19 protein-coding genes are annotated in these 24,152 nt (G+C 72.5%); 10 read left to right on the top strand and 9 right to left on the bottom strand.

Features of this window, described 5'->3' with window-relative positions:
- Positions 1-3: 3 nt before the first annotated feature.
- Positions 4-555, top strand: coding sequence for a DUF1707 and FHA domain-containing protein (locus D1J63_RS07650; protein WP_102932020.1), 552 nt, complete (start codon positions 4-6; stop codon positions 553-555).
- Between the two features lie 143 nt (positions 556-698).
- Positions 699-2,024: a M14 family zinc carboxypeptidase gene (locus D1J63_RS07645; RefSeq protein ID WP_125628295.1), complete on the top strand. Its 1,326-nt coding sequence runs from the start codon at positions 699-701 to the stop codon at positions 2,022-2,024.
- A 78-nt stretch (positions 2,025-2,102) separates the two neighbouring features.
- On the opposite strand, the gene treY is transcribed toward D1J63_RS07645, so the two are convergent.
- Together treY and glgX are read right to left on the bottom strand one after the other, a co-directional pair.
- A complete protein-coding gene (gene treY, locus D1J63_RS07640; protein ID WP_125628294.1) occupies positions 2,103-4,547 on the bottom strand; it encodes a malto-oligosyltrehalose synthase in 2,445 nt (814 codons plus the stop codon).
- An 81-nt stretch (positions 4,548-4,628) separates the two neighbouring features.
- Positions 4,629-6,737 (bottom strand): glycogen debranching protein GlgX, encoded by a 2,109-nt coding sequence (glgX, locus tag D1J63_RS07635; protein WP_125628293.1) that lies wholly within the window; start codon positions 6,735-6,737, stop codon positions 4,629-4,631.
- A gap of 366 nt (positions 6,738-7,103) precedes the next feature.
- Between glgX and D1J63_RS07630 the strand changes: the two genes are divergently transcribed.
- Together D1J63_RS07630 and D1J63_RS07625 are read left to right on the top strand one after the other, a co-directional pair.
- A complete protein-coding gene (locus tag D1J63_RS07630; protein ID WP_102930981.1) occupies positions 7,104-8,351 on the top strand; it encodes an SAV2148 family HEPN domain-containing protein in 1,248 nt (415 codons plus the stop codon).
- Positions 8,352-8,456: 105 nt separating this feature from the next.
- Positions 8,457-9,191, top strand: a complete 735-nt coding sequence (locus D1J63_RS07625; RefSeq protein ID WP_125628292.1) for a 3'-5' exonuclease — start codon at positions 8,457-8,459, stop codon at positions 9,189-9,191.
- 33 nt (positions 9,192-9,224) lie between these two features.
- Here D1J63_RS07625 and D1J63_RS07620 read toward each other — a convergent pair whose 3' ends face one another.
- Positions 9,225-10,091, bottom strand: a complete 867-nt coding sequence (locus D1J63_RS07620; protein WP_125628291.1) for an aminoglycoside phosphotransferase family protein — start codon at positions 10,089-10,091, stop codon at positions 9,225-9,227.
- A 154-nt stretch (positions 10,092-10,245) separates the two neighbouring features.
- Here D1J63_RS07620 and D1J63_RS07615 point away from each other — a divergent pair, with 154 nt between their 5' ends.
- The 5 genes from D1J63_RS07615 (at position 10,246) to D1J63_RS07595 (ending at position 15,715) form a co-directional block, all read left to right on the top strand.
- Positions 10,246-11,193, top strand: coding sequence for a sugar ABC transporter permease (locus tag D1J63_RS07615; protein ID WP_125628290.1), 948 nt, complete (start codon positions 10,246-10,248; stop codon positions 11,191-11,193).
- Positions 11,190-12,023, top strand: coding sequence for a carbohydrate ABC transporter permease (locus D1J63_RS07610; protein ID WP_125628289.1), 834 nt, complete (start codon positions 11,190-11,192; stop codon positions 12,021-12,023). Before D1J63_RS07615 ends, D1J63_RS07610 begins: the two co-directional genes overlap by 4 nt.
- Positions 12,023-13,306 carry a sugar ABC transporter substrate-binding protein gene (locus tag D1J63_RS07605; RefSeq protein WP_125628288.1) on the top strand — a complete coding sequence of 428 codons (1,284 nt, stop codon included), beginning with the start codon at positions 12,023-12,025 and terminating at the stop codon, positions 13,304-13,306. The genes D1J63_RS07610 and D1J63_RS07605 overlap by 1 nt, the downstream gene beginning before the upstream one ends.
- A gap of 325 nt (positions 13,307-13,631) precedes the next feature.
- Positions 13,632-14,414 (top strand): 23S rRNA (adenine(2058)-N(6))-methyltransferase Erm(O), encoded by a 783-nt coding sequence (gene erm(O) / locus D1J63_RS07600; protein ID WP_125628287.1) that lies wholly within the window; start codon positions 13,632-13,634, stop codon positions 14,412-14,414.
- A 44-nt stretch (positions 14,415-14,458) separates the two neighbouring features.
- Positions 14,459-15,715, top strand: coding sequence for a glycosyltransferase (locus tag D1J63_RS07595; protein WP_125635301.1), 1,257 nt, complete (start codon positions 14,459-14,461; stop codon positions 15,713-15,715).
- Positions 15,716-15,797: 82 nt separating this feature from the next.
- Here the strand turns inward: D1J63_RS07595 and D1J63_RS07590 are convergent, their stop codons facing one another.
- Entirely contained in the window at positions 15,798-18,062 is a 2,265-nt protein-coding gene (locus D1J63_RS07590) for an MMPL family transporter (RefSeq protein ID WP_125628286.1), read from the bottom strand.
- 377 nt (positions 18,063-18,439) lie between these two features.
- Between D1J63_RS07590 and D1J63_RS07585 the strand changes: the two genes are divergently transcribed.
- The gene (locus D1J63_RS07585; RefSeq protein WP_125628285.1) at positions 18,440-18,988 is read left to right on the top strand and encodes a DUF1697 domain-containing protein; all 549 of its coding nucleotides are present in this window, start codon (positions 18,440-18,442) and stop codon (positions 18,986-18,988) included.
- A gap of 13 nt (positions 18,989-19,001) precedes the next feature.
- Here the strand turns inward: D1J63_RS07585 and D1J63_RS07580 are convergent, their stop codons facing one another.
- The 5 genes from D1J63_RS07580 to D1J63_RS07555 form a co-directional block, all read right to left on the bottom strand.
- Positions 19,002-19,739, bottom strand: a complete 738-nt coding sequence (locus D1J63_RS07580; protein WP_125628284.1) for a sirohydrochlorin chelatase — start codon at positions 19,737-19,739, stop codon at positions 19,002-19,004.
- Between the two features lie 8 nt (positions 19,740-19,747).
- Positions 19,748-20,644, bottom strand: coding sequence for an ABC transporter permease (locus tag D1J63_RS07575; protein WP_125628283.1), 897 nt, complete (start codon positions 20,642-20,644; stop codon positions 19,748-19,750).
- On the bottom strand, positions 20,631-21,425 hold the full coding sequence (locus tag D1J63_RS07570) for an ABC transporter ATP-binding protein (protein WP_102931755.1): 795 nt from the start codon (positions 21,423-21,425) through the stop codon (positions 20,631-20,633). Before D1J63_RS07570 ends, D1J63_RS07575 begins: the two co-directional genes overlap by 14 nt.
- Positions 21,426-21,458: 33 nt before the next feature.
- Entirely contained in the window at positions 21,459-22,562 is a 1,104-nt protein-coding gene (locus tag D1J63_RS07565; protein WP_125628282.1) for an aliphatic sulfonate ABC transporter substrate-binding protein, read from the bottom strand.
- A gap of 233 nt (positions 22,563-22,795) precedes the next feature.
- Positions 22,796-24,151 (bottom strand): GTP-binding protein, encoded by a 1,356-nt coding sequence (locus D1J63_RS07555; RefSeq protein ID WP_125628281.1) that lies wholly within the window; start codon positions 24,149-24,151, stop codon positions 22,796-22,798.
- Position 24,152: the final 1 nt, after the last annotated feature.

Raw genomic sequence — 24,152 nt, 5'->3', positions numbered from 1 at the left:
TGCGTGACGTCGTCCTTCGAGTTCCACACGTACCCCGCGCGGCTGTCCGACGCGGAGCGCGACAAGGCGCTGAGCGTGCTGCGGGACGGCGTCGCCATGGGGCGCCTGTCGCACGACACCTTCGTCCGCCGGATGGAACTGGCGCTCGCCGCCCGCCGCGTGGAGGAGCTGGCCGTGCTCACCGCCGACCTGCGCACCGAGAGCCGGCTGTCGCGGATGGTGTTCGGCACCGTGGAGGCGGTGTCCGGTTTCGGCGTACGGCTCGGCCGGGCGTGGCGGGCCGAGCGGCTGCCCAAGCTGCTGCTGCCCCACCCCGGCGCCGGCCATCCGCTGCGCATAGGGCGCGACCCGGCGAGCGGGCTGCGGCTGAGCCACGAGACGGTCTCCCGGGTGCACGCGGAGCTGAGCCGCCAGGGCGGCATGTGGGTCCTGCGCGACCTGGGCTCCACCAACGGCACCACGGTCAACGGGCGGCGGGTCATCGGCGCGGCCGTCGTCCGCGAGGGCGACCAGATCGGCTTCGGCCGCATGGCCTTCCGCCTGGCCGCGAACTGACCGGGCCCGAATCCTCTTTGCTTTTCGCGGTGTTGACGTACCCTCCAACTCGTGACTGACTGTGCGTACACCGCGCACACCAGGTGAACCGACGGCCCGCTTCGTGGAGGTGTGCCCTGCCGCCCCTCCTGCGCTACCCGACCGTGGACGAGCTGGGGGCCCGGGCCGCCGCAATCGTCGCCCGGCATCCCCGGCACGCCCGGCTGCGCCGCGTCGGCACCTCCCGCGCGGGCCATCCGCTGCTGCTGCTCTCCGTCGGCCACGGCAGCCGTCAGGTCCTCGTCGTCGCCGGACCGCACGCCAACGAACCCGTGGGCGGCGCCACCGCCCTGCGGCTGGCCGAGCGGGCCGTGGCCGACCCCCGGCTCGCCGACGGCGCGGACGCCACCTGGAACCTGCTGCTGTGCGCCGACCCCGACGGGCTGCGCCGCAACGAGGGCTGGCTGACCGGCCCCTACACCCTGGGCCGCTACGCCCGGAACTTCTTCCGGCCCGGCTTCCTGGAACAGCCCGAGTGGCTGCCCGACGGCCCGGACCGCGCAACGCTCCCCGAGACCCGCACCCTGCTCGACCTCCAGGCGGAGCTGCGGCCCTTCCTGCAGTGCTCCCTGCACGGTGTGGACGTCGGCGGCGGATTCGTCGAGCTGACCCACGACCTGCCGGGCCTCTCCCAGCGCATCTCCCACATCGCCGCCCGGCTCGCCGTACCCCGCGAGCTCGGCGCCTACGACACCCTGTACTGGCCCGACCTCGGACCCGCCGTCTACCGCATCCCCCCGCCCCGCCGCGGCGACTTCACCGCCGCCATCACCGAGGCCGCCGTCGACTCGACCTGGTGCCACCCGGGCCGCTACGGCACCGTCACCGCGGTCGTCGAGGCACCCATGTGGGGCGTGGCGGCCGTGGCGGACGGCTCGCCCCCGGCCGACCGCGACACCGTGCTGCGCACCGTGAGCCGCACCCTGCGCCAGGACACCCGGCGTCTGCACCGCGTCCTGGCCCGCCTCAGGCCCCACCTCGCCACCGTGCCGGAGGCGGCGCACCTGCTCGCACCGGTCGACGACTACCTGCTGGTCTGCCCCCGGCTCGCCGACGCCTGGGACCCGGACACCGACGACGGAACGGGCCGTTCACTGCCGCCGATGAACACGTCCCACCTCGTCGCCCTGCGGCTGGCCGGACGGCGCCTGTCCCTGCGGACCGCGGGACTGCTGCACCAGCTGGTCACCCGTACCGGCGGCGATCCGGCGGGCGTGCTGCCCGAACTGGACCGGCTCGTCGACGAGGGCTGCGCCGACTACCGCGACGGCTGCGCCGCGCACTGGATACCGGTCGGGCGCCAGGTGGAGTACCAGACCCGGGTCGTACTCGCCGCGTTCGAACTGGCCGGGCGGCGTCCCGGCGCGGGCTCCCGCGCGGCCGGTCCCGGCCGGGGGACCGAGGCCACGGTGCCCATGCACCGGGACTGACACGGTCCACCCGGACGCGCGGGCCCGCGTTCTCGCGGCCCCCACTCAGCCGCCGCCCCTCACACCTCGGCCGCCCCGCTACGCCTCCGGCGCGTCGACCCGCTCCAGCAGCGCCACCGGCATGTCCGCGAAGAGGTCCGCCACGCGCGCGTGCCCCGCGAATTCCCGCTCCGGCGCCAGCGCGTCTGCCCACCGGCCGGGCGGCAGCGGCAGCGTCGTGCCGCGCCAGCCCCCCGCCTCCGCCAGCCGCAGCGACAGCCGGGTCACCGCCGTCACGGCCCGGCCGGAGCGGGCGAACGCCACGCAGTGCGCCGCCGCCGGGCCCTCGGCGGGCAGCGGTTCGTACGTCGCCGCGTCACCGAACGTGCCCGGCCGCCGTGCCCGCAGCGCCAGCGCCGCCCGGGTCACCGCCGCCTTCTCCCCCCTCTCGCCGATGCCCACGCCCGCGCCGCCGGCCCCGGCGGAGGGGAAGTCCACCGGGCGGCGGTTGTCCGGGTCCACCAGTGCCCGGTACTCGTGCTCGGTGCCCTGGTAGAGGTCCGGCACGCCCGGCATTGTCAGATGGACCAGGGCCGCACCGAGGACGTTGGCCCTCACGTGCGGTTCGAGCGCCTTGCGCAGGGCGGCGATCCGTTCCCCCGGCGCGCCGCACGGCCCCGAGGCCACGAACCGGGCCACCGACTCCTCGTACGCGGGGTCCTGCTCCGTCCAGCTGGTGTGCAGGCCCGCCTCGCGCACGTGCTTGAGCAGCGCTTCCTGCACCCGCTCCTCGTCCGCCGGCCCCAGACCGAACACCGTCTGCCAGGCCGCCCAGGCCACCTGTCCGTCCGGCGGTTCCCCGCCCGTCCGGGCGAGTTCCGCAGCCTGAGCCAGGACGTCCGCCCACCGCTCGGGGCACTGGGTGAGCACCGCCAGCGCGGCGCGCACGTCGGCGCTGCGCTTGGTGTCGTGTGTCGAGACCACCGTGCCCGTCGCGGGCCAGTCGCGCTGCACGCGCGCGCAGTAGGCGTGGAACTCCTCGGCCGACACGGCCGGTCTGCCGGGGTCGCCGCCCACCTCGGTCGCCGACAGCAGCGGCAGGTAGCGGTAGAAGGCCGTGTCCTCGACCGACTTCGCGCGCAGCGCCGACGCGGTCTGCGCGAACCGCGTCCGGAACTCCACGTGCTCGGGACCGTCCCCGTACCGCCCCAGCACCAGATTCCGTACGACGTCCACCGCGCCGGCCTCCTCGGGCACCGCGAAGACGCGCCGTGCCTCGGCCGCCGCCTCCTCGGTGACGACAGCCGCCGCGTCCACCGACGTGTAGGGCCGGTACACCTTCATGCGCACCAGCAGCTCCCGCAGCGCCGTACGCAGTGCCCAGGGCGCCCGGTCGCGCAGCGCGAGGTCGGGGGCCGTGGCGCACAGGCGGTGCGCGACCCGGGTCAGCCGGTCCAGCTCGGTGGCCAGCTCGTGTGCGAGCACCTCGTACGCCGCGCGCCGCACCGTCGCCGCCCAGTCCCCGCCCCGGTCCGCCTCGGGGCCGGAGAACCGGCGGTACGCGTCCAGCAGTTGCATGGACCCGGCCGGGTCCGCGAACAGCCCGTCGACGTGCCGCAGGGCGTCGTACCCCGTGGTGCCGGCGACCGGCCAGGCCGCGGGCAGCCGCTCCCCGTCCGCGAGGATCTTCTCCACCACCGTCCACCGGCCGCCACTGGCCTCGTGCAGCCGCTCCAGGTAGCCGTCGGGGTCGGCCAGGCCGTCGGGGTGGTCGACGCGCAGGCCGTCGACCACGCCCTCGCGCAGCAGCCGCAGGATCGTCGCGTGGGTGGCCTCGAACACCTCCGGGTCCTCCACGCGGACGCCGATCAGCTCCGAGATGCTGAAGAAGCGCCGGTAGTTCAGCTCGGTGCGGGCCAGCCGCCACCACACCGGGCGGTACCACTGCGCGTCCAGGAGCCGCGGCAGCGGCAGGTCCGCGGTGCCGTCCCGCAGCGGGAAGGCGTGTTCGTGGTAGCGCAGCACGTCGCCGTCGACCCGGAGGTCGCCCAGCACCTCGCCGACCGGGCCGCCCAGCACCGGCAGCAGCAGCCGGCCGCCCTGCGCCCGCCAGTCGATGTCGAACCACCGCGTGTACGGCGACTCGGGTCCCTCGCGCAGCACCTCCCACAGGGCGCGGTTGTGGCGCGGCGACATCGCCATGTGGTTGGGCACGATGTCCACCACCAGGCCCAGACCGTGCTCCCGCGCGGTGCGCGACAGCGCCCGCAGCCCCTCCTCGCCGCCCAGTTCGGCGCGCACGCGCGCGTGGTCGACGACGTCGTAGCCGTGCGGCGAGCCCGGGACCGCCTCCAGGACGGGGGACAGGTGCAGGTGCGACACGCCGAGCGAGGCCAGGTACGGCACGGCCGCCGCCGCGGCCCCGAAGGGGAAGTCCGGCTGGAGCTGGAGCCGGTAGGTGGCCGAGGGGACGCGGGCGGGGGTAGGGGTCGCGGAGGCGGGGGAGGCCGGGGACGGCACCGGGTCGGGTCGCTCAGGTGTCATGGAAAGCTGTGTACCCGCCCCGCCGCCTTTCCTGTCACCGGCCCCCTGCACGGGTGCAGGGGGCCGGCCCCGTCCCGGGCCCTACACGGGCCGCTGGAGCACCGTCAGACTCCGGTCCAGCAGGGTCAGCCGGTCCCCGGCCTGCACCTTCGGGCCCGTGCCCGCGGGCACCCCCTCCGTCAGCGCGGTGTCGACGACCACCTCCCACTGCCGGCCGTGGTCGACCGGCACCACGAAGTCGAGCGGCTTCGGCGAGGCGTTGAACATCAGCAGGAACGAATCGTCGGCGATGCGCTCCCCGCGGGTGCCGGGCTCGGAGATCGCGTTGCCGTTCAGGAAGACCGTGAGCGCCGAGGCCCGCGCCGAGTTCCAGTCCCGCTGGGTCATCTCCGCGCCCTCCGGGGTGAACCAGGCGATGTCCGAGAGCTCGTCGTGGGTGCCCTGCACGGGGCGCCCGTGGAAGAAGCGGCGCCTGCGGAAGACCGGGTGGTCCTTGCGCAGCCACACCATCGCACGGGTGAACCGCAGCAGGTCGGGGTCCTCGTCGGGCCACGCCACCCAGGCCAGCTCGTTGTCCTGGCAGTAGGCGTTGTTGTTGCCCCGCTGGGTGCGGGCGAACTCGTCGCCGTGGCTGATCATCGGGACGCCCTGGGAGAGCAGCAGGGTGGCCATGAAGTTGCGCATCTGCCGCGCCCGCAGCTCCAGCACCGCCGGGTCGTCCGTGTCGCCCTCGACGCCGCAGTTCCAGGAGCGGTTGTGGCTCTCGCCGTCCCGGTTGTCCTCGCCGTTGGCGTGGTTGTGCTTGTCGTTGTAGGCCACCATGTCGTGCAGGGTGAAGCCGTCGTGGCAGGTCACGAAGTTGATCGAGGCCAGCGGGCGGCGCCCGTCGTCCTGGTAGAGGTCGGACGACCCGGTCAGCCGGGAGGCGAACTCCGCCAGTGTGCGCGGCTCGCCCCGCCACAGGTCCCGCACCGTGTCCCGGTACTTGCCGTTCCACTCGGTCCACAGCGGCGGGAAGTTGCCCACCTGGTAGCCGCCCTCGCCCACGTCCCAGGGCTCGGCGATCAGCTTCACCTGGGAGACCACGGGGTCCTGCTGTACCAGGTCGAAGAACGACGACAGCCGGTCCACCTCGTGGAACTGCCGGGCCAGGGTCGCCGCCAGGTCGAAGCGGAACCCGTCCACGTGCATCTCGGTGACCCAGTACCGCAGCGAGTCCATGATCATCTGAAGGACGTGCGGGGACCGCATGAGCAGCGAGTTCCCGGTCCCCGTGGTGTCCGTGTAGTAGCGGGGGTCGTCGGCCAGCCGGTAGTACGAGGGGTTGTCCAGGCCCTTGAAGGACAGCGTCGGGCCCAGGTGGTTGCCCTCGGCGGTGTGGTTGTAGACAACGTCCAGGATCACCTCGATCCCGGCCTCGTGCAGCGCCTTGACCGCCGACTTGAACTCCAGCACCTGCTGGCCGCGGTCGCCCCAGGAGGCGTAGGCGTTGTGCGGGGCGAAGAAGCCGACCGTGTTGTAGCCCCAGTAGTTGTTCAGACCCATGTCCACCAGGCGGTGGTCGTTGACGAACTGATGGACCGGCATCAGCTCCAGCGCGGTCACCCCCAGCCCGGTGAGGTGCTCGATGAGCGCCGGGTGCGCGAGGGCCGCGTAGGTGCCGCGCAGCTCCTCCGGCAGGCCCGGGTGGCGCATCGTCAGGCCCTTCACATGGGCCTCGTAGATCACCGTGTGGTGGTACTCCGTCCGGGGGCGCCGGTCGTCGCCCCAGTCGAAGTACGGGTTGACCACGACCGACGTCATCGTGTGCGGGGCCGAGTCGAGGTCGTTGCGCCGTTCGGGTTGGCCGAAGTGGTAGCCGTACACCTCCTCCCCCCACTGGACCGCCCCGCTGATCGCACGCGCGTACGGATCGAGGAGCAGCTTGGCGCTGTTGCAGCGCAGCCCGCGCTCCGGGGCGTACGGGCCGTGCACGCGGTACCCGTACCGCTGTCCCGGCATCACGCCCGGCACGTACGCGTGCCGGACGAACGCGTCGCTCTCCCGCAGCTCGATCGCCGTCTCCGAGCCGTCGTCGTGCAGCAGACACAGCTCTACTCGGTCGGCGGCCTCCGTGAAGACCGCGAAGTTGGTGCCGGCGCCGTCGTACGTGGCACCCAGTGGATACGCCTCTCCAGGCCAGACCTGCATGAACACGACTCTTTCAGGTGTGGGGCGCCGGTGCGGACGCCTTGGCTCCGAGTCCCCCGGAAGTCTCCCCGAAAGTGAGGCGACCACCTAGCACGTACGTCCTCCTACCCATCCTCCGGCGTTCTGCTCCGGCCGGGCCCCGGACAGGCACCCGGCCTCCTGCGTCGTACCCCTCCCACGTCACCGCTATGAATCCGCTCACTCCCCGGTGTGAGTGCCGGCGGAACACGCCCGTGGATCAAGGAGGTTGGTGAAAACCGGCCCGTGCATCGGGCTGCACCTCGGACCGTCGGCGGAGTACCCTTCCTTGATCGTTGGGACGGGGTGTCCCCGGCAGTGTCCGGGGGAGCGGAAGGCGGTACTCGGGTGGGCTCGGGAGGGCTGGAGCTGCCTCCTGGTGACGAGGGTCATCAGGGGAACTCCACGGACGTCCCGCCCGGTGCGGTGTCCCTGGCGCGGCCGATGAACGCGGGCGCGATCGGTCCGGAGCTGGACTGGGACTCCGACGCCTGGCACGAGGTGCGCACCCGCGCGCAGCGGGCGGGCCGGGCCTACATCTGGCTGAACCTCGTCGAGCAGCGGCTGCGCGCGGTGGTGGCCGCCGTCCTGCGGCCGGTCTACGAACCGGTCCACGGCGACGACTGGGTGGTCGCCGCCGCCGGACCCGCCGGACAGGAGTGGGTGCAGCGCGCGGTCGCGGTCCGCGAGGTCAGCCGCCGCAAGGGCTACCTGCTCGACCCGGCCGACGACAACGTCCTCAGCTTCCTCACCCTGCCCCAGCTGCGCGAGCTGATGGTGCAGCACTGGCCCTGCTTCGAGCCCTACGTGGACGAGCGCCGCGACGTCGAGCTGGCCCTGGACGAGCTGGAGGTCACCCGCAACGTCGTCTCCCGCAACCGGGCGCTGTCCGAGGCGGTCCTGAACCAGGCCGAACGGGCCTCGGCGCGGCTGCTCGAGGTCCTGGGCGCGGGCAGCGACGTGCCGTCCGCGCGCCGGCTCCCGGTGGACGCGGTGGAGGATCTGGTCGGGGACCGTTACGCCGACGTGGTCGCCGTGCACTCGGACCGGGTGCGGCTGCTGCGCCAGTTCCCCGCCGAGGACCTGTTCGGCAGCGCCCGCCGGGTGGACGCCCTCGGCATCGGCCTCAATCTGCTCGTGCAGAACTTCTCCGGCCGCCGCCTGCTGCGGATGGCCGAGGCCGGCGGCCGGGTGCGGCTGCTCTTCCTGAACCCGGCCTCCAGCGCGATCAAGCGCCGCGAGCGGGAACTGGGCATCAAGCGGGGCGAGCTGAGCCGCGCGGTGGAGATGAACATCCTGCACATGCGCCGGGTGCGCGCCCGGCTGCGGGACCCGGGCGCCTTCGAGATCCAGGTCTTCGACGAGACGCCTCGCTTCACCGCCTACCTCGTCGACGGGGACGGCGCCGACGGCATCGCGGTCGTGCAGTCCTATCTGCGCCGCACGCGCGGGATGGAGGCGCCGGTGCTCGTCCTGCGCAACGGGCGCAACGGCGCAAAGGTGGTGAAGTCGGACCGGCTCGACGAAGGCGGACTCTTCCCCACCTACCGTGAGGAGTTCGAGCTGATGTGGGCGGATTCGCGGCCGGTGTCCTGAACGTCGCCCCGGGGGCGTAAGCGGAATGCGGTCCTCTGATTGTCAGTGGCCCGTGCGAAGGTGGAGACCACTGGGGGAACGCACCACCAAGAAGGGGGACCGCCCATGGGCTGGCACCGGGAGCTGCTGATCGGCTTCGACCTGGAGACGACGGGCACCGATCCGCGCGAGGCGCGCATCGTCACGGGGGCCGTGATCGAGGTCAGGGGCTCACAGCCGCTCGGCCGGCGGGAGTGGCTGGCCGACCCCGGCGTCGAGATCCCGGCGGACGCGGTGGCGGTCCACGGCATCAGCAACGAACGCGCGGCCAGTGAGGGCAGCCCCGCCGACCGGGTCGCGGACGCCATCGCCGACGTCCTCGCGGACCACTGGAAGGCCGGCGTCCCGGTCGTCGCCTACAACGCGGCCTTCGACCTCACCCTGCTCTCCGCCGAACTGCGGCGGCACGGGCTGCCGTCCCTGCGCGAGCGCCTCGGCGGCCTGGACCCCGCCCCGGTCATCGACCCGTACACCATCGACCGTGCCGTCGACCGCTACCGCAGGGGCAAGCGGAACCTGGAGGCCGTCTGCCGGGAGTACGGAGTCCCGCTCGACGCCGCCCACGACGCCACGGCCGACGCCCTCGCCGCGGCCCGGCTGGCCTGCGCGATAGCCGGCCGCCACCCCAAGGTCGCGGCCCTCGGCCCGGCGGACCTGCACCGCCGCCAGGTCGAGTGGTACGCCGAGTGGGCGGCGGACTTCCAGGGCTTCCTGCGCCGCAAGGGCGACGCCACGGCCGTCGTCGACGGGACCTGGCCGCTGCGCGAGCCCGCCGGGGAACCGGCCGACGAGCGGGTCTGAGCCACCCCGCCCGGGGCCGGAAGGGGCCTCACGTCAGAAGGGATACCACCGCACGGTCGGGTCCCCGTCCCGCAGCGACGCCACCCTGCGCTCGAACTCGGCCAGCGCCTTCGGGTTGCTCGGCGCGTGCTGCGCCACCCAGGCGCAGCTCGCCGTCTCCCGGGCGCCGCGCAGCACCGCGCAGCCGTCCCACTCGCGCACGTCCCAGCCGTAGGTCGCGGTGAAGGCGTCGTGGGCCTCGGCGGGCAGCCCGTAGCGGTCCCGGCTCAGCGCCATCACCACGAGGTCGTGCTCGCGCAGGTCGGCGGAGAAGGTCTCCAGGTCGATCAGGACCGGCCCGTCGGGACCGACGTGCACATTGCGGGGCAGCGCGTCCCCGTGGATGGGACCCGGCGTCAGGTGCGGGGTGAGCGCGGCGGCGGCCGACGCGAAGCCGTCCCGGCGCTCGCGCAGATAGGCCGCGTCCGCGGGGTCGATGACATCGCCCGCGAGGCGCAGCCAGCGCTCCACACCGCCCAGCAGCTCGCGGGGCGGCAGTTCGAAGGAGGAGGGGAGGGGGAGTTCGTGGACGAGCCGGAGCAGCGCGGCCACGTCCCTGGGCTCGGTGGGCCGCACCGGATCGGGCAGCCGGTGCCACACGGTGACCGGGTGCCCGTCGACGATCAGCGCCGCCGGCTCGGCCGCCCGCACGGCCGGTACGCCCGCCTCCGCCAGCCAGAGCGCGACGGCCAGTTCCCGGCGCGCCCGGTCGAGGAGTTCGGCGTCGCGGCCCACCTTGACCGCCAGGTCGCCGGCGGCGAACACCGCGTTCTCGCCGAGGGCCAGCAGCCGCGCCTCCCGCGCCGCCGCCCCGGGCAGCCCCGCCGCGGCCAGCACCTCCCGCGCCCGTGCCTCGTCCATCGCCTCGCGCCTCCGTGTCCGTACCCGTTCCGGTCGTGCCGGGGGTCAGTGTCGCATTCGCACAGGTGGGAGCGTGTACGCGGGCTCTTGACGGGACGCGGTCACTTCACGACCATGACCAGGCCCGTTCGAGCCGTGCAAAGGGGTTGATTGCGTGACATTGGTGACCGAGTCGAGGAGACCGGCGCGCCGTGCGCCCGGACCGGACGCCCCACGGGGCGGACCGGACCACGGCGCCTGGTTCCTGGTGCTGCCCGCGCTGATCCCGATCCTGGTCCTCAGCGTGGGTCCGCTGGTCTACGGCATCCTGCTGGCGTTCACCGACGCCCAGTCGGGCCGCACGGAGCCCACCGAGTGGATCGGCGCCCTGAACTTCCAGGACCTGCTGCACGACACGCTGTTCTGGGAGTCGTTCCGCATCGGCCTGGTGTGGGCCGTCGGGGTGACGGTCCCGCAGTTCCTGCTCGCACTCGGCCTCGCCCTGCTGCTCAACCAGAACCTCAAGCTGCGCTGGGCGGCCCGCGCCCTCGCGATCGTCCCCTGGGCGATGCCCGAGGTCGTCGTCGGCATCATGTGGCGGCTGGTCTACAACACGGACGCCGGCATCCTCAACGAGACCCTGCGCGACCTCGGCCTCGGCAACGGCCACGACTGGCTCAGCGGCCTCGGCACCGCCCTGCCCGCCGTCATCGTCGTCGGCGTCTGGGCCGGGATGCCGCAGACCACCGTCGCCCTGCTCGCCGGGCTCCAGAACACCCCGCGCGAGCTGCACGAGGCGGCCGCGGTGGACGGCGCGGGCGCCTGGCGCCGCTTCCGCACGGTCACCTGGCCCGCCCTCAGGCCGGTCGCCCTCGCAATCACCGCGCTCAACCTCATCTGGAACTTCAACTCCTTCGCCCTGGTCTACGTGCTCACCAACGGCGGACCGGGCGGACGCACCCGGCTGCCCATGCTCTTCGCCTACGAGGAGGCCTTCCGTTACGGCCAGTTCGGCTACGCGGCGGCGATGGGCTGCGTCATGGTCGCGGTCGTCTCGCTGCTGCTGGCCGTCTTCCTCGTCGGCCGGCTCCGCGGCTCGGACAAGGGAGGTGACGAGGCGTGAAGACCTCGACCGGGGCCCGTGCGGGCCAGTACGCCGCGCTGCTCGCGTATCTGGTCTTCCTGGCCCTCCCGTTCCTCTGGCTGATCTCCATCGCCTTCAAACCACCGCGCGAGCTGGCCAGTCTGCATCCCACCTGGATCCCGGAGCACCCCACCCTCGACAACTTCCGGCAGGCCTTCGACGAGCAGCCACTGCTGCGCGCCGGGCTCAACTCCCTGGTCGCCGCCCTCGGCGCCGCCGTGATCGCGGTGCTGATCGCGACCCCGATGGCGTACGTCATGGCCCGCCGTCGCGGCCGGCTCACCAAGGCGGCCACCGGGTGGGTCGTGGTCAGCCAGGCCTTCCCCTTCGTCCTGCTGGTCATCCCGCTGTTCCTGGTCCTCAAGAACCTCGGGCTGATCAACTCGGTGGCCGGGCTGGTGATGGTGTACGTCGTGTGGTCGCTGCCGTTCGCGCTGTGGATGCTCGCCGGATACGTCCGCGCCGTGCCGCGCGAGCTGGAGGAGGCGGCCGCGGTCGACGGCGCCGGGCGGCTGCGGACCCTGGTCTCGGTGACCGCGCCGCTGCTCGCGCCCGGGATCGTGGCGACGGCCCTGTTCGCGTTCATCACCGCGTGGAACGAGTTCTTCTTCGCGCTGGTCCTGCTCAAAACCCCGGAGAAACAGACGCTGCCCGTGATCCTCACCCACTTCATCGGCGCCGAGGGCGTCGCCGACCTCGGACCGCTCGCCGCGGCGGCCTTCCTCGCCACGCTGCCCTCGCTGGTGGTCTTCGCCCTCATCCAGCGGCGGATCACGGGCGGCATGCTCGCCGGGGCGGTGAAGAGCTGATGCGCGCCAGGACCACCACCCTGCTCCTCGCCCTCGTCCTGCTCGTCTCCGGCTGCGCGGGAGGGGGCGGCGACGGCGACGACGGCCGGATCACCCTGCGCTTCCAGTCCCTGGCCTGGCAGGACGAGTCGGTCCGCGCCAACAGGGAACTGGTGCGGGAGTGGAACGCCGCCCACCCGGACGTGCGCGTCGAGTACGTCCAGGGCAGCTGGGACAGCGTCCACGACCAGCTCCTCACCTCCTTCGAGGGCGGCGAGGCGCCCGACATCATCCACGACGCCTCCGACGACCTCGCCGACTTCGCCTACGGCGGCTACCTCGCCGACCTCACGGAACTGCTCCCCGCGCGGCTGAAGTCGGACATCCCGCGGCACAGCTGGGAGACGGTCACCTTCGGCGACGGCGTCTACGGCGTGCCGTTCCTCCAGGAACCGCGGGTGCTGATCGCCAACGCCACCCTGCTGGAGAAGTCGGGCGTGCGGATACCGACACCGGAACACCCCTGGAGCTGGGCCGAGTTCCGGCAGGTGACGAAGGAGCTGAGCGGCGACGGCACATACGGAGTGGCCTGGCCGCTGAAGGAGCCCGTCTCCGCCACCCTCAACCTCTCCCTGTCCGCCGGCGGCAAGTTGTTCCACCGGGGTGCCGACGGCAAGGTGACGGTCCGCTTCGAGACGGGCGACGAGGTGGTGCCCCGCACCGTCCACGACCAGGTCGAGACCGACCACAGTGCCTCGCCCACCACCCTGGGCAGCGGCGGCTCCGACACGCTGCCCGGCTTCTTCGCGGGCAAGTACGCCATGGTGCCGCTGGGCTTCTCCTACCGTCAGCAGATCGAGCAGCAGGCACCCGAGGGCTTCGACTGGCAGGTGCTGCCCGCCCCGGCCGGCGCCGACGGGCTCGTCCAGGGCGTCAGCCCGCAGACCCTGTCGATCGCCGAGGACAGCCCGCACAAGAAGGAGGCGGCGGCCTTCGTCGACTTTCTGCTCCAGCCGGACAACATGGTGCGCCTCGCCCTCGGCGACTGGATGCTCCCCACCGGCGAGCAGGCCCTGAAGGACCCCGCCCTGCACACCTCCGAACGCGGCTGGGCCACCGGCACCGCCCTCGCCGCCCACCTGCGCCCGGCGCCCGCGCAGTCCGTGCGGGGCTACGCCGAGTGGAAGGACAAGGTGGCGACACCGGCGCTCCAGGAGTACTACAGCGGGGCGATCGACATGGCCGAACTGCGCCACAGACTGGAGGAGGACGGAAACCTCGTACTCGCCCGCTACCAGCGCTGACCGCTGCCCACCCTGCGTCCGGCCGCGCGAAAACCGGTTGCCCGCCGGGTGCCCGCCCGCCTAACGTCGCGTCCGTGGCAGCTTTCAACGCGATCTTCGACTCCGGTCTCGGCCGGGGCTGCACGTACGCCATCAGGATGCGTCGTGGCCCCGGAGCCCTGACCGGCCCGGGGTCCCCCCGCCGCTGACGCAACGGACGCGTTCGACGCGTCCAGGATGCGCGCGGCGGGGCTGAGCCTCCGCATTCCCTTTTGCCTTCGTCTTCCGGTCAGGGCCTTCGGCTGCCCTTTTCCCCTCCTGTCACGGAAGACAAGGACCGCAGGCCATGGCCCGCCCCACCCAGCGTGCCCGCACGCTCTCGCAGAACTTCCTCGCCGACCGCGCCACCGCACACCACGTGGCCCGGCTCGCCGCCCCCGACCGCGCCTCCCCTCCGCTCGTGCTCGAAGTGGGCGCGGGCAAGGGGGCCCTCACCGGGCCGCTCGCCCGCCGCAGCCGCGAACTGCACGCCTACGAGATCGACCCCCGGCTCGTCCCCGGACTCCGCGCCCGTTTCGCGCGCAGCCCGCACGTCCGCGTCGTCCCCGGTGACTTCCTCGCCGCGCGGCCCCCGCGCACGCCGTTCTCGGTCGCCGGGAACGTGCCCTTCTCGCGCACGGCCGACATCGTCGACTGGTGCCTGCGCGCACCCGCCCTCACCGACGCCACCCTCATCACCCAGCTCGAGTACGCCCGCAAACGCACCGGCGACTACGGCCGCTGGACCCTGCTCACGGTCCTGACCTGGCCGCACCACGCATGGCGGCTGGTGGGCCGGGTGGACCGGCTCCGCTTCCGCCCGGCGCCGCGCGTCGACGCCGGCATCCTCCGCATCGAGCGCCGCCCGGCTCCGCTGCTCACCGGCCCCGCCGCTCTTCGCAGCTGGGCGGACCTGGTCGAACTCGGCTTCTCGGGCGTCGGCGGCTCGCTGCACGCGTCCCTGCGCCGCGCCCATCCGAGGCGCCGGGTGGACGCGGCGTTCCGTGCCGCCCGGCTCGACCCCGCCCTGCTCGTCGGCGAGGTCGCGCCCGGCGGCTGGCTCCGGCTGCACGAGGAGCTGACGGCGTGAACCGAAAGGAGCCCCAGGAGATGAACCGGAAGGAGCCCCAGGAGATGAACCGAAAAGAGTTGCACGAGACGTCTCGTCTCGCATACGGTCGTCGCATGACCAGTCGACCCGCCCACATCGCCATGTTCTCCATCGCCGCGCACGGCCACGTGAACCCCAGCCTGGAGGTGATCCGCGAGCTCGTCGCGCGAGGGCACCGGGTGACGTACGCGATCCCGCCGCTCCTCGCGGACAAGGTCGCCGCGACGGGCGCGGAACCCAAGCTCTGGAACAGCACGCTGCCCGGCCCCGACGCCGACCCGGAGGCGTGGGGGAGCACCCTGCTGGACAACGTCGAGCCCTTCCTCGACGACGCCATTCAGGCACTCCCGCAGCTCGCCGAGGCGTACGAGGGCGACGAGCCCGACCTGATCCTGCACGACATCGGCTCCTACACCGCCCGCGTCCTCGGCCGCCGCTGGAACGTGCCGGTGATCTCCCTGTCGCCCTGCATGGTGGCCTGGGAGGGGTACGAACAGGAGGTGGGCGAGCCGATGTGGGAGGAGCCGCTGAAGACCGAGCGCGGGCAGGCGTACTACGCCCGCTTCCACGCCTGGCTGGAGGAGAACGGGATCACCGACCACCCCGACCCGTTCGTCGGCCGCCCCGACCGCTCCCTGGTGCTGATCCCCAAGGCGCTCCAGCCCAACGCCGACCGGGTCGACGAGAAGGCGTACACCTTCGTCGGCGCCTGCCAGGGGGACCGCACCGCCGAGGGCGACTGGTCCCGTCCCGAGGGCGCGGAGAAGGTCGTCCTCGTCTCCCTCGGGTCCGCCTTCACCAAGCAGCCGGCGTTCTACCGGGAGTGCGTCAAGGCCTTCGGCGACCTGCCCGGCTGGCACACCGTGCTCCAGGTCGGCCGGCACATCGACACCGCCGAGCTGGGCGACGTACCCGACAGCGTGGAAGTGCGCACGTGGGTGCCGCAGTTGGCGATCCTCCAGGAGGCCGACCTGTTCGTCACCCACGCGGGTGCCGGCGGCAGCCAGGAAGGACTGGCGACCGCCACGCCGATGATCGCCGTACCGCAGGCCGCGGACCAGTTCGGCAACGCCGACATGCTCCAGGGCCTCGGTGTCGCCCGCACGCTCCCGACCGAGGAGGCCACCGCCGAGGCGCTGCGCACCGCCGCCCTCGCCCTGGTCGACGACCCGGAGGTGGCGGGGCGCCTCGAGGAGATCCGGACCCGGATGGCCCAGGAGGGCGGCACCCGGCGGGCCGCCGACCTCATCGAGGCCGAACTGGCCGCGGCGCGCGGCTGATCCGGCACAACACGGCGCAGGGCCCGTCGGTTCCCCCGGAACCGGCGGGCCCTGCGGCCGTTGACGTGGCGGCCGGAACCGGTCAGACGCCGACCGGCTCGCCCCGCTCCCCGCGCTCGCCGTCCCGCACCGTCGGCGCGATCGCCTCGGGCGACTCGTCGTGGGTCAGGTCCGGCAGCCGGTGCAGCCACTTCGGCAGGTACCAGTTGCGCTCCCCGAGCAGGGACATCACGGCCGGCAGCAGGACGCCCCGGATGATCGTGGCGTCGATCAGCACCGCCGCCGCCAGGCCCACGCCCATCTGCTTCATCGACTGCATGGACAGCGTCCCGAAGATGGCGAACACGGCGACCATGATGACGGCTGCGCTGGTGACGACCCCCGCCGTGGTGACCACGCCGTGCTGGATCGCGTCCCGGGTGCTCCGCCCGCGCAGCCGGGCCTCGCGGATCCGGGAGACCACGAACACGTGGTAGTCCATCGACAGACCGAACAGGATCACGAAGAGGAACAGCGGCAGCCACGTGATGATGGCGCCCACGCCCTCCGCGCCGACCAGCGAGGCACCCCAGCCGTGCTGGAAGACGGCGACCAGGATGCCGTACGCGGCGCCCACCGACAGCAGGTTGAGCACGATCGAGGTGATCGCGACCGTCAGCGAGCGGAAGGACAGCAGCATCAGCAGGAAGGCGAAGACCACGACGAACGCGAAGACCGGCAGGACCGACCCGACGAGCTGGTCGTTGAAGTCCTTGTTGCCGGCCACCTGACCGGTGATCGGGGCCTCGACGCCGTCGACCCTGCCCAGCGTCGCGGGCCGCACGTCGTCGCGCAGCTTGTCCAGGCTCTCGCCCGCCTTGTCCTGGTCGGAGCCGCCGACCAGCGGGACGTACACCAGCGCGACGTTCTGCTCGTCGTGCGTCGTGATCTCCACGGGACCGCGCGAGGCGCCCGAACTGATCGCCCGCTCCCGGAAGTCGGCGAGCGCGGCCCGCACCTCGGGCGCGTTGATGTCGTCGGCCTTCACGACCACCTCGGCCGGGTCCGAACCGCCGGGGAAGGCCTCGTTGACCCGGTTGTACGTCTGCACGATGGGCAGCGAGTCGCCGAACTCCTGGTCCAGCGTGAGGTTCTGCGTCTTCATGCCCAGAGCGGGCGCGGCGACGGCCAGTAGCGCGCCGACGGCGACCACGGCGGCGAGCAGCGGCCTGGCCAGTACGCGCTTCAGCACGGCCGTCCAGAACCGGCTGCCCTCACCCGTCGAGCCGCTCGGCCGGCGCCGGCGCAGGAACGGCACGCGGCCCTTCTCCACCCGCTCGCCCAGCAGGGACAGCAGCGCCGGCAGCACCGTCACCGAGCCGACCATGGCGACCGCGACCACCATCAGCGAGGCCAGGCCCATCGCCTCGAACTCGGCGATGCCGGTGAACAGCATGCCCGCCATCGCCACGCACACCGTGACGCCGGAGACGACGATCGCCCGGCCGCTGGTGGCGGCGGCGATCCTGAGCGCCGTCTGCGCGTCCCGTCCCGCGGCCCGCTCCTCGCGCTCGCGGCGCAGATAGAACAGGCAGTAGTCGACACCGACGGCCAGACCGACCAGCAGCATCACGGAGTTGGCGGTCTCGCTCATCGGCTGGAAGTGGCTGACCAGGCCCATCAGGCCCATCGTCGCGATGATCGCGGTGATCGCCAGCGCCACCGGGACCAGCGCCGCCACCAGCGCGCCGAACGCGACGAGCAGGATGCCGAGGGCCACCGGCACCGCCGAGTACTCGGCCTTCTTGAAGTCGTCGCCGAACGCGTCGTCGAACGTCTTCATCATGCTGGCGCCGCCGATCTCCTCGATCCGCAGCGACGCGTGCTCCTTCTGCACGCCCTCGACCGCCTTCAGCACCGGCTCGACCCGGTCGCCCGCGGTGTCCGCCTCGCCGCGCATGTCGAACTGGACCAGCGCGCTGCGGCCGTCCTTCGAGATGGTCTTCGCGTCGTACGGAGAGGTGACGCCCGTGACCTTCCCGGTCTTCTCCACCGCCGTGACGACCGCGCCGACGGCGGCCCGGAACTCGGCGTCCGTGGCCTTCAGCCCGTCCGACTTCGCCTGGACCAGGACCGACTCACTGGCCGGCTCGTCGATCCCCGCCTCCTCGACGATCCTGGCGGCGGTGTGCGTCTCGCCGCCCATCTGGTCGCTGTCCTTGACGTCGACCCGGCCGGCCGCCGAACCGAGGCCCATCGCCAGGACGACGAACAGCACCCAGATCCCGACGGCGGCCCATCGGTGCCGGGCGCTCCAGCCGCCCGCCCGGGCCGCTATGCCCCGCACCCGTGTCTCCTGGTTCCGCATGACCGGCCTGCCCCCTCCTGAGCGGTGCCGGCCCCCTGCCGCCACCTTGCGATTCGAAGGTATGGGCCGCATAAGGCCGTCGCGTCGTGCTCTCCGGTGACGTGCGACGGCGTCGCCCTCATCCCTCCGTACCGCCGCACTCACCGCTGAGGAGGATCCCGGCCCCTTACATCTACCGGGGGCTTCCAGGGGCGGTGATCAGGGTTCGGTGGCGCGCCGGAGCCTTTTGGAAGAGTTGTTGATTAAGTCACAGGCGTGTGTAGTGGTTGAACCCCGCGCACCGCATCGGCGAGAGTGACGCGCACGTGCGCCCGGCGCGCGGACCCGGCCGTCGTGCCCGCCCCCACGGGGCACGACGGCCGTTCTATGGTGTGCGGATGACGACGATGTACGCGGCGCTGCTGCGCGGGGTCAACGTGGGCGGCAGCCGCAAGGTCCCGATGGCCGACCTGCGCGCGCTGCTCACCTCCCTCGGTCACGACGCCGTCCGCACCCATCTGCAGAGCGGGCAGGCCGTCTTCGCCTCCGACCACGGTGACGAGGAGTCCCTGGCCGCGGAGGTGGCGGAGGCGATCGAGAAGCGGTTCGGCTTCCCGGTCGACGTGATCGTGCGCGACCACGCCTACCTGAAGGGGGTCGTCGAGGCGTGCCCGTTCCCGGCCGCCGAGCTGGAGGCCAAGCAGCTGCACGTCACCTACTTCTCCGCGCCGGTCGACGCGGACCGCTTCGCGGCGATCGACGCACCGGCCTTCCACCCGGAGGAGTTCCGCCTCGGCGACCGCGCCCTGTACCTCTACGCACCGGACGGGCTCGGCCGCTCCAAGCTCGCCGAGGCCCTGGGCAGACCCCGCGTCAACAAGGGGCTGATCGCCACCAGCCGCAACTGGAACACGGTCACCAAACTCGTGGAGCTGACCGGCGCCTGACGGGCCCCGGGCCTCAGGCCCCGACCGCCAGCGCCACCGGCACCCGTGCCGCGTCGTAGCGTTCCAGCACGACCCGCGCCACCTCCGGTGCGGGACCCAGGACGTCCGCCAGCACGTCCGCCCCGGCCGCGCCCCGGGCGATACGGTCCGGCAGGAAACCGGGCGCCAGGACGTACGGGGCGACGGCGACGCGGGCACAGCCCAGCGCGCGCAACCGCCGTACCGCGTCCTCGGTGCGCGGAAGGGATGCGGAGGCGAACGCAGGCCGCACGGCGCACCAACCGGTGTGCCGCCACTCCCGCGCGATTTCAGCGATCACTGCGATCGCCTCCGGGTCGGAGGACCCCGCCGCGGCCAGCACGACCCCGGTCGAGGACTTGTCGGCGGGCGTCAGGCCCGCCTCGTACAGCCGCCGTTCCAGCGCCGACAGCAGCAGCGGCGAGGGGCCGAGCACCTCGGCCTGCCGGATCCTCAGGCGCGGCGGCGCCGCCGCGAGGACCGCGGGGATGTCCGCCTTGGCGTGGAAGGCGCGGGTCAGCAGCAGCGGGAGGGCCACCACGTCCCGCACGCCCTCGGTCTCCAGGGACTCCAGCACCCCCTGCACGGAGGGGACGTTGAAGTCCAGGAAGCCGGTCTCCACCCGCACGTTGGGACGCAGTGCCCGCACCCGGCGGACCAGGGCGTGCACGGTCGCGGCGTGCCGCGGGTCGCGGCTGCCGTGGGCGACGACGAGAAGCACCGGCGCGGACATGGTGTACCTCAGCCCTTCACCAGCAGACCGCGGCTGCGCAGCACCCAGCGCTCCAGCGGGCTGAAGATCAGCAGGTCGATGGCGATTCCGACGATCAGGATCAGCAGGATGGCCTCGAAGACCATGGCCATGTCGCTGGCGTTGCGGCCGTTCTCCAGCAACTGCCCGAGGCCCACGCCCAGATCCGGGAACGAGGCGATGATCTCGGCGGCCATCAGCGAGCGCCAGGAGAACGCCCAGCCCTGCTTGAGCCCCGCCACATAGCCGGGAAGCGCGGCCGGCAGCACGATGTGCCAGGTGCCCTTCAGCCCCGTCGCACCCAGGGTGCGGCCCGCCCGCAGGAAGATCGGGGAGACCTGGTCGACGCCGGACACCAGGCCGTTGGCGATGGAGGGCACCGCGCCGAGCAGGATGACGGCGTACATCATCGAGTTGTTCAGGCCCAGCCAGATCACGGCCGGCGGCACCCAGGCCACCGACGGCAGCGACTGGAGGCCGGACAGGATCGGGCCGATCGCGGCGCGCACGAACTTCACCCGCGCCACCAGCAGTCCCAGCGGGGTGCCGATGAGCAGCGCGAAGCAGAAGCCGAGCAGGCCGCGCGAGACGCTGGTCCAGATGTAGCCGAGCAGCTCGCCCTGGAGCCAGGCCCGGTGGACCACGTCCCACACGTCGGAGGGGGCCGGCAGCTTGGTCGGGTCGTCGACGATCCCGAAGGAGACCAGGCCCTGCCAGACCGCCAGTACCAGGAGCACGGCGACGGCCGGGGGCAGGATCTTCTCCACGAAGGTCTGCCGGAAGGGCTTGCGGCCCTGCTGCACCGACTCCAGGGCGTCCAGGCCCGCCTCCAGACCGGCGAGATCGCCGCTCTCCTTCGCGGGACGCGTCGTGTCAGTGCTGGCCATGGCGGCGGATCTCCCCACGCAGTTCTTCGGTGATCTCGACGGACAGCTCCGCCACGGCGGTGTCCTCGATACGGCGCGGGTGCTCGATGCCGACCGTCCACTCGCGCGCCACCCGGCCGGGCCGCGAGGACAGCAGGACGACCCGCTCGGCCAGCCGCACGGCCTCGCGCACGTTGTGCGTCACGAACAGCACGGACAGCCGCGTCTCGCGCCAGATGCGGGTCAGCTCGTCGTGCAGCACGTCCCGTGTGATGGCGTCGAGGGCCGCGAACGGCTCGTCCATCAGCAGCAGCTTGCTCTCCTGCGCGAGCGCCCGGGCCATCGCGACCCGCTGGCGCATACCGCCCGACAGTTCGTGCACCCGCTTGCCGTACGCGCCCTTGAGGCGGACGAGTTCGAGCAGCTCCTCCGCCTTGTCGCGGCGCTCGGACTTGGGCACGCCCCGCAGCCTGAGGGCGAGTTCGATGTTCTTGCCCGCGGTCAGCCACGGGAACAGGGCGTGCTCCTGGAACATCAGGGCCGGCCGCCCGTCCGTGGTGATGGAGCCCGCGCTGGGCCGGTCCAGGCCGGCCACCAGGTTCAGCAGCGTGGACTTGCCGCAGCCGGAGGCGCCCAGGAGGGTGACGAACTCGCCGGGCGCGACATCGAGGGTGATGTCGTCCAGGACGAGCTGCTGCCCGGCGGGGCCCGCGAAGGACTTCGAGACGTGCTCGATCCGGGCGGCGTACGCGGCCGGCTCGGTGCCGTGGGCGGCCTTGGCGAGGGTCGTGGTCGTGGCCATGGTCGTCACCTCCTGGGTGGTCGGATCCGGGCTTTACTCGACGCCGAGCCCGGCGTCGTCGACCGCGGGCTTGCCCTTGGCCTTGAGGACCTTGTTCAGCAGGGTGAGGTCGTAGATGCCGCTCAGGTCGGGCTGCTCCAGCAGTCCGGCCTTCACGGCGTGCTCCGCCTCGGCGTCGAGGGTGGCGGCCAGCGGGTCGTCGGTGAGCCTGATCGACTCCCAGGCCGGGTCCAGCACGTCGGCGGGCAGCGCCTTGCCGGAGTCCTTCTCCAACTGGGTGTTCGCCGCGGCCTTCGCCTCGTCCGGGTGGGTGGTGATCCACTCGTTGGTGTCGACCGATGCCCCGAGGACCGCCTCCACGGCCTCCGGGTGCTCCTTGAGGAACTTCTGCGACACGATGATGTTCGTGATCACGAACTTCTCGTCCGGCCACAGCGTCGACTCGTCGAGCAGTACCTTGCCGCCCTCGGCGACCAGCCGGGACGCGGTCGGCTCCGGTACCCACGCGCCGTCGACGGAACCGGACTTGTAGGCGTTCGGGGTCACCTTGTTGTCGCTGCGGACGACCGTCACGTCGCCCTTGCCGCTCTGCGCGTCGACCTTCCAGCCCTGCTCGGCGATCCAGTTGAGGAACGCCACGTCCTGCGTGTTGCCCAGCTGCGGGGTGGCGATGCGCTTGCCCTTGACGTCCTTCAGGGACTTGATCCGGTCCGGGTTCACCACCAGCTTGACGCCGCCCGAGGCCGAACCGCCGACGATGCGCAGGTTCTTGCCGCCGGACTTGGTGTAGCCGTTGATCGCCGGGGACGGGCCGATCCAGCCGATGTCGATGGAACCGGAGTTCAGTGCCTCGATCTCGGACGGACCCGCGTTGAAGACCGCGTACTTGGCCTCGGTGCCGCCCAGTGCCTTCTGGAAGAAGCCCTTCTGGTTGGCGACCAGCGGCGTGGCGTGCGTGATGTTGCCGAAGTACCCGATCCGGACGGAGTCGAGACCGTCGATCTTCTCGGCGCCCGCGGCGATCTTCGCGGTGTCGTCGTCCTTCGCCTGCGAGCCGTAGCCGCAGGCGGCCAGCGTCAGCAGGGGAAGGGCGGCTATGACCGCCAGCGTGTGGCGCAGGGCGGAGGTGGCAGGCACGGGAGGGGTTCCTCTCGTTGGTCCGGCACGCACGCCTGTCGGTTCGTCCGAGGTGTCAGGTCGTGGCCGGGAGGTCGGCAGGTCTTCGGCTGTGGGGGGTGAGGGCGCGCGAGCGGTGCGCGTACGTCACCGCGCACATCGCGCCACTCCGCCCTGCCCGCTGCCGAGGGCGCCGCTGCCGATACGGCCGCCCTCCTTGGCGAACGTGGAGTAGAAGTCGGGGGAGCCCATGCTCAGAAGTCCCACCCGTCGTCGTCCGCCGTGCCCTTCACGGGCTCCGGCGCGGCGAAGGACTCGCCGGCCATGCCGGCCGTGAGCGTGGTGCCGTCGGACGGGTCGATCAGGATGAACGAGCCCGTGCGCCGCGAGTCGGCGTAGGAGTCGGCGGGCAGCGGCTCGGCCGTGCGGATCTTCACCCGGCCGATGTCGTTGGCGACGAGCTGCCCGGGGTGCGGGTGCAGGGACAGGTCGTCCAGCGTGAGCCGGGCCGGGATGTCCTTGACGATCGCCTTGACGGTGCGGGTGCCGTGCTTGAGCAGCACCCGGTGGCCCACGGTGAGCGGCGCGTCGGCCACGTGGCAGACGGTGGCCTCGACGTCCTGGCTGGTGGCCGGGGCGTCCTCGCTGGGCACGATCAGGTCGCCGCGGGAGATGTCGATGTCGTCCTCGAGGAGCAGCGTCACCGACTGCGGCGTCCAGGCGGCCTCGACGGGCCGGCCGAGCAGGTCGATGCCGGACACCTTCGAGGTGCGGCCCGAGGGCAGCACGGTGACCTCGTCGCCCACGCGGAAGGTGCCGGCGGCGATCTGGCCCGCGTAGCCGCGGTAGTCGGGGTGCTCGGCGGTGCGCGGGCGGATCACGTACTGCACGGGCAGCCGGGCGTGGCAGTGCGCCAGGTCGTGGCTGACCGGGACGGTCTCCAGGTGTTCGAGCACCGTCGGGCCGCCGTACCAGTCCATGACCGCGGAGGCCTCCACCACGTTGTCGCCCTCGAGCGCCGAGATGGGGATCGCGGTGACCTCGGGGACGCCCAGTTCGGTGGCGTACGCCGTGAACTCCTCGGCGATGGCCGCGAACACGGACTCCTTGTAGTCGACCAGGTCCATCTTGTTGACGGCGAGGACGACGTGCGGGACGCGCAGCAGGGCGGCGATCGCGGCGTGCCGGCGGGTCTGCTCGACGACGCCGTTGCGGGCGTCGACGAGGATGACCGTCAGCTCGGCCGTGGAGGCGCCGGTGACCATGTTCCGCGTGTACTGCACGTGACCCGGCGTGTCGGCCAGGATGAACCGGCGGCGCGGGGTGGCGAAGTAGCGGTAGGCCACGTCGATGGTGATGCCCTGCTCGCGCTCGGCCCTGAGGCCGTCGGTGAGCAGCGCGAGGTCCGGGGCGTCCTGGCCGCGGCTCGCGGAGGCCCGCTCGACGGCCTCCAGCTGGTCGGTGAGGACCGACTTGGAGTCGTGCAGCAGCCGGCCGACCAGCGTGGACTTGCCGTCGTCGACCGAGCCGGCGGTGGCGAACCGCAGCAGGGTCGTCTCCGACAACTGCCAGACCGACAGCGGCTCGACGGGTTCAGTGGTGCTGGTCATG

Source organism: Streptomyces sp. KPB2 (genome assembly GCF_003950055.1).
In the GTDB taxonomy this organism is placed as follows: Bacteria; Actinomycetota; Actinomycetes; order Streptomycetales; family Streptomycetaceae; genus Streptomyces; species Streptomyces salinarius.
The sequence above is the reverse complement of the archived record's forward strand: the minus strand, read 5'-3'. Positions and strand labels throughout refer to the sequence as shown.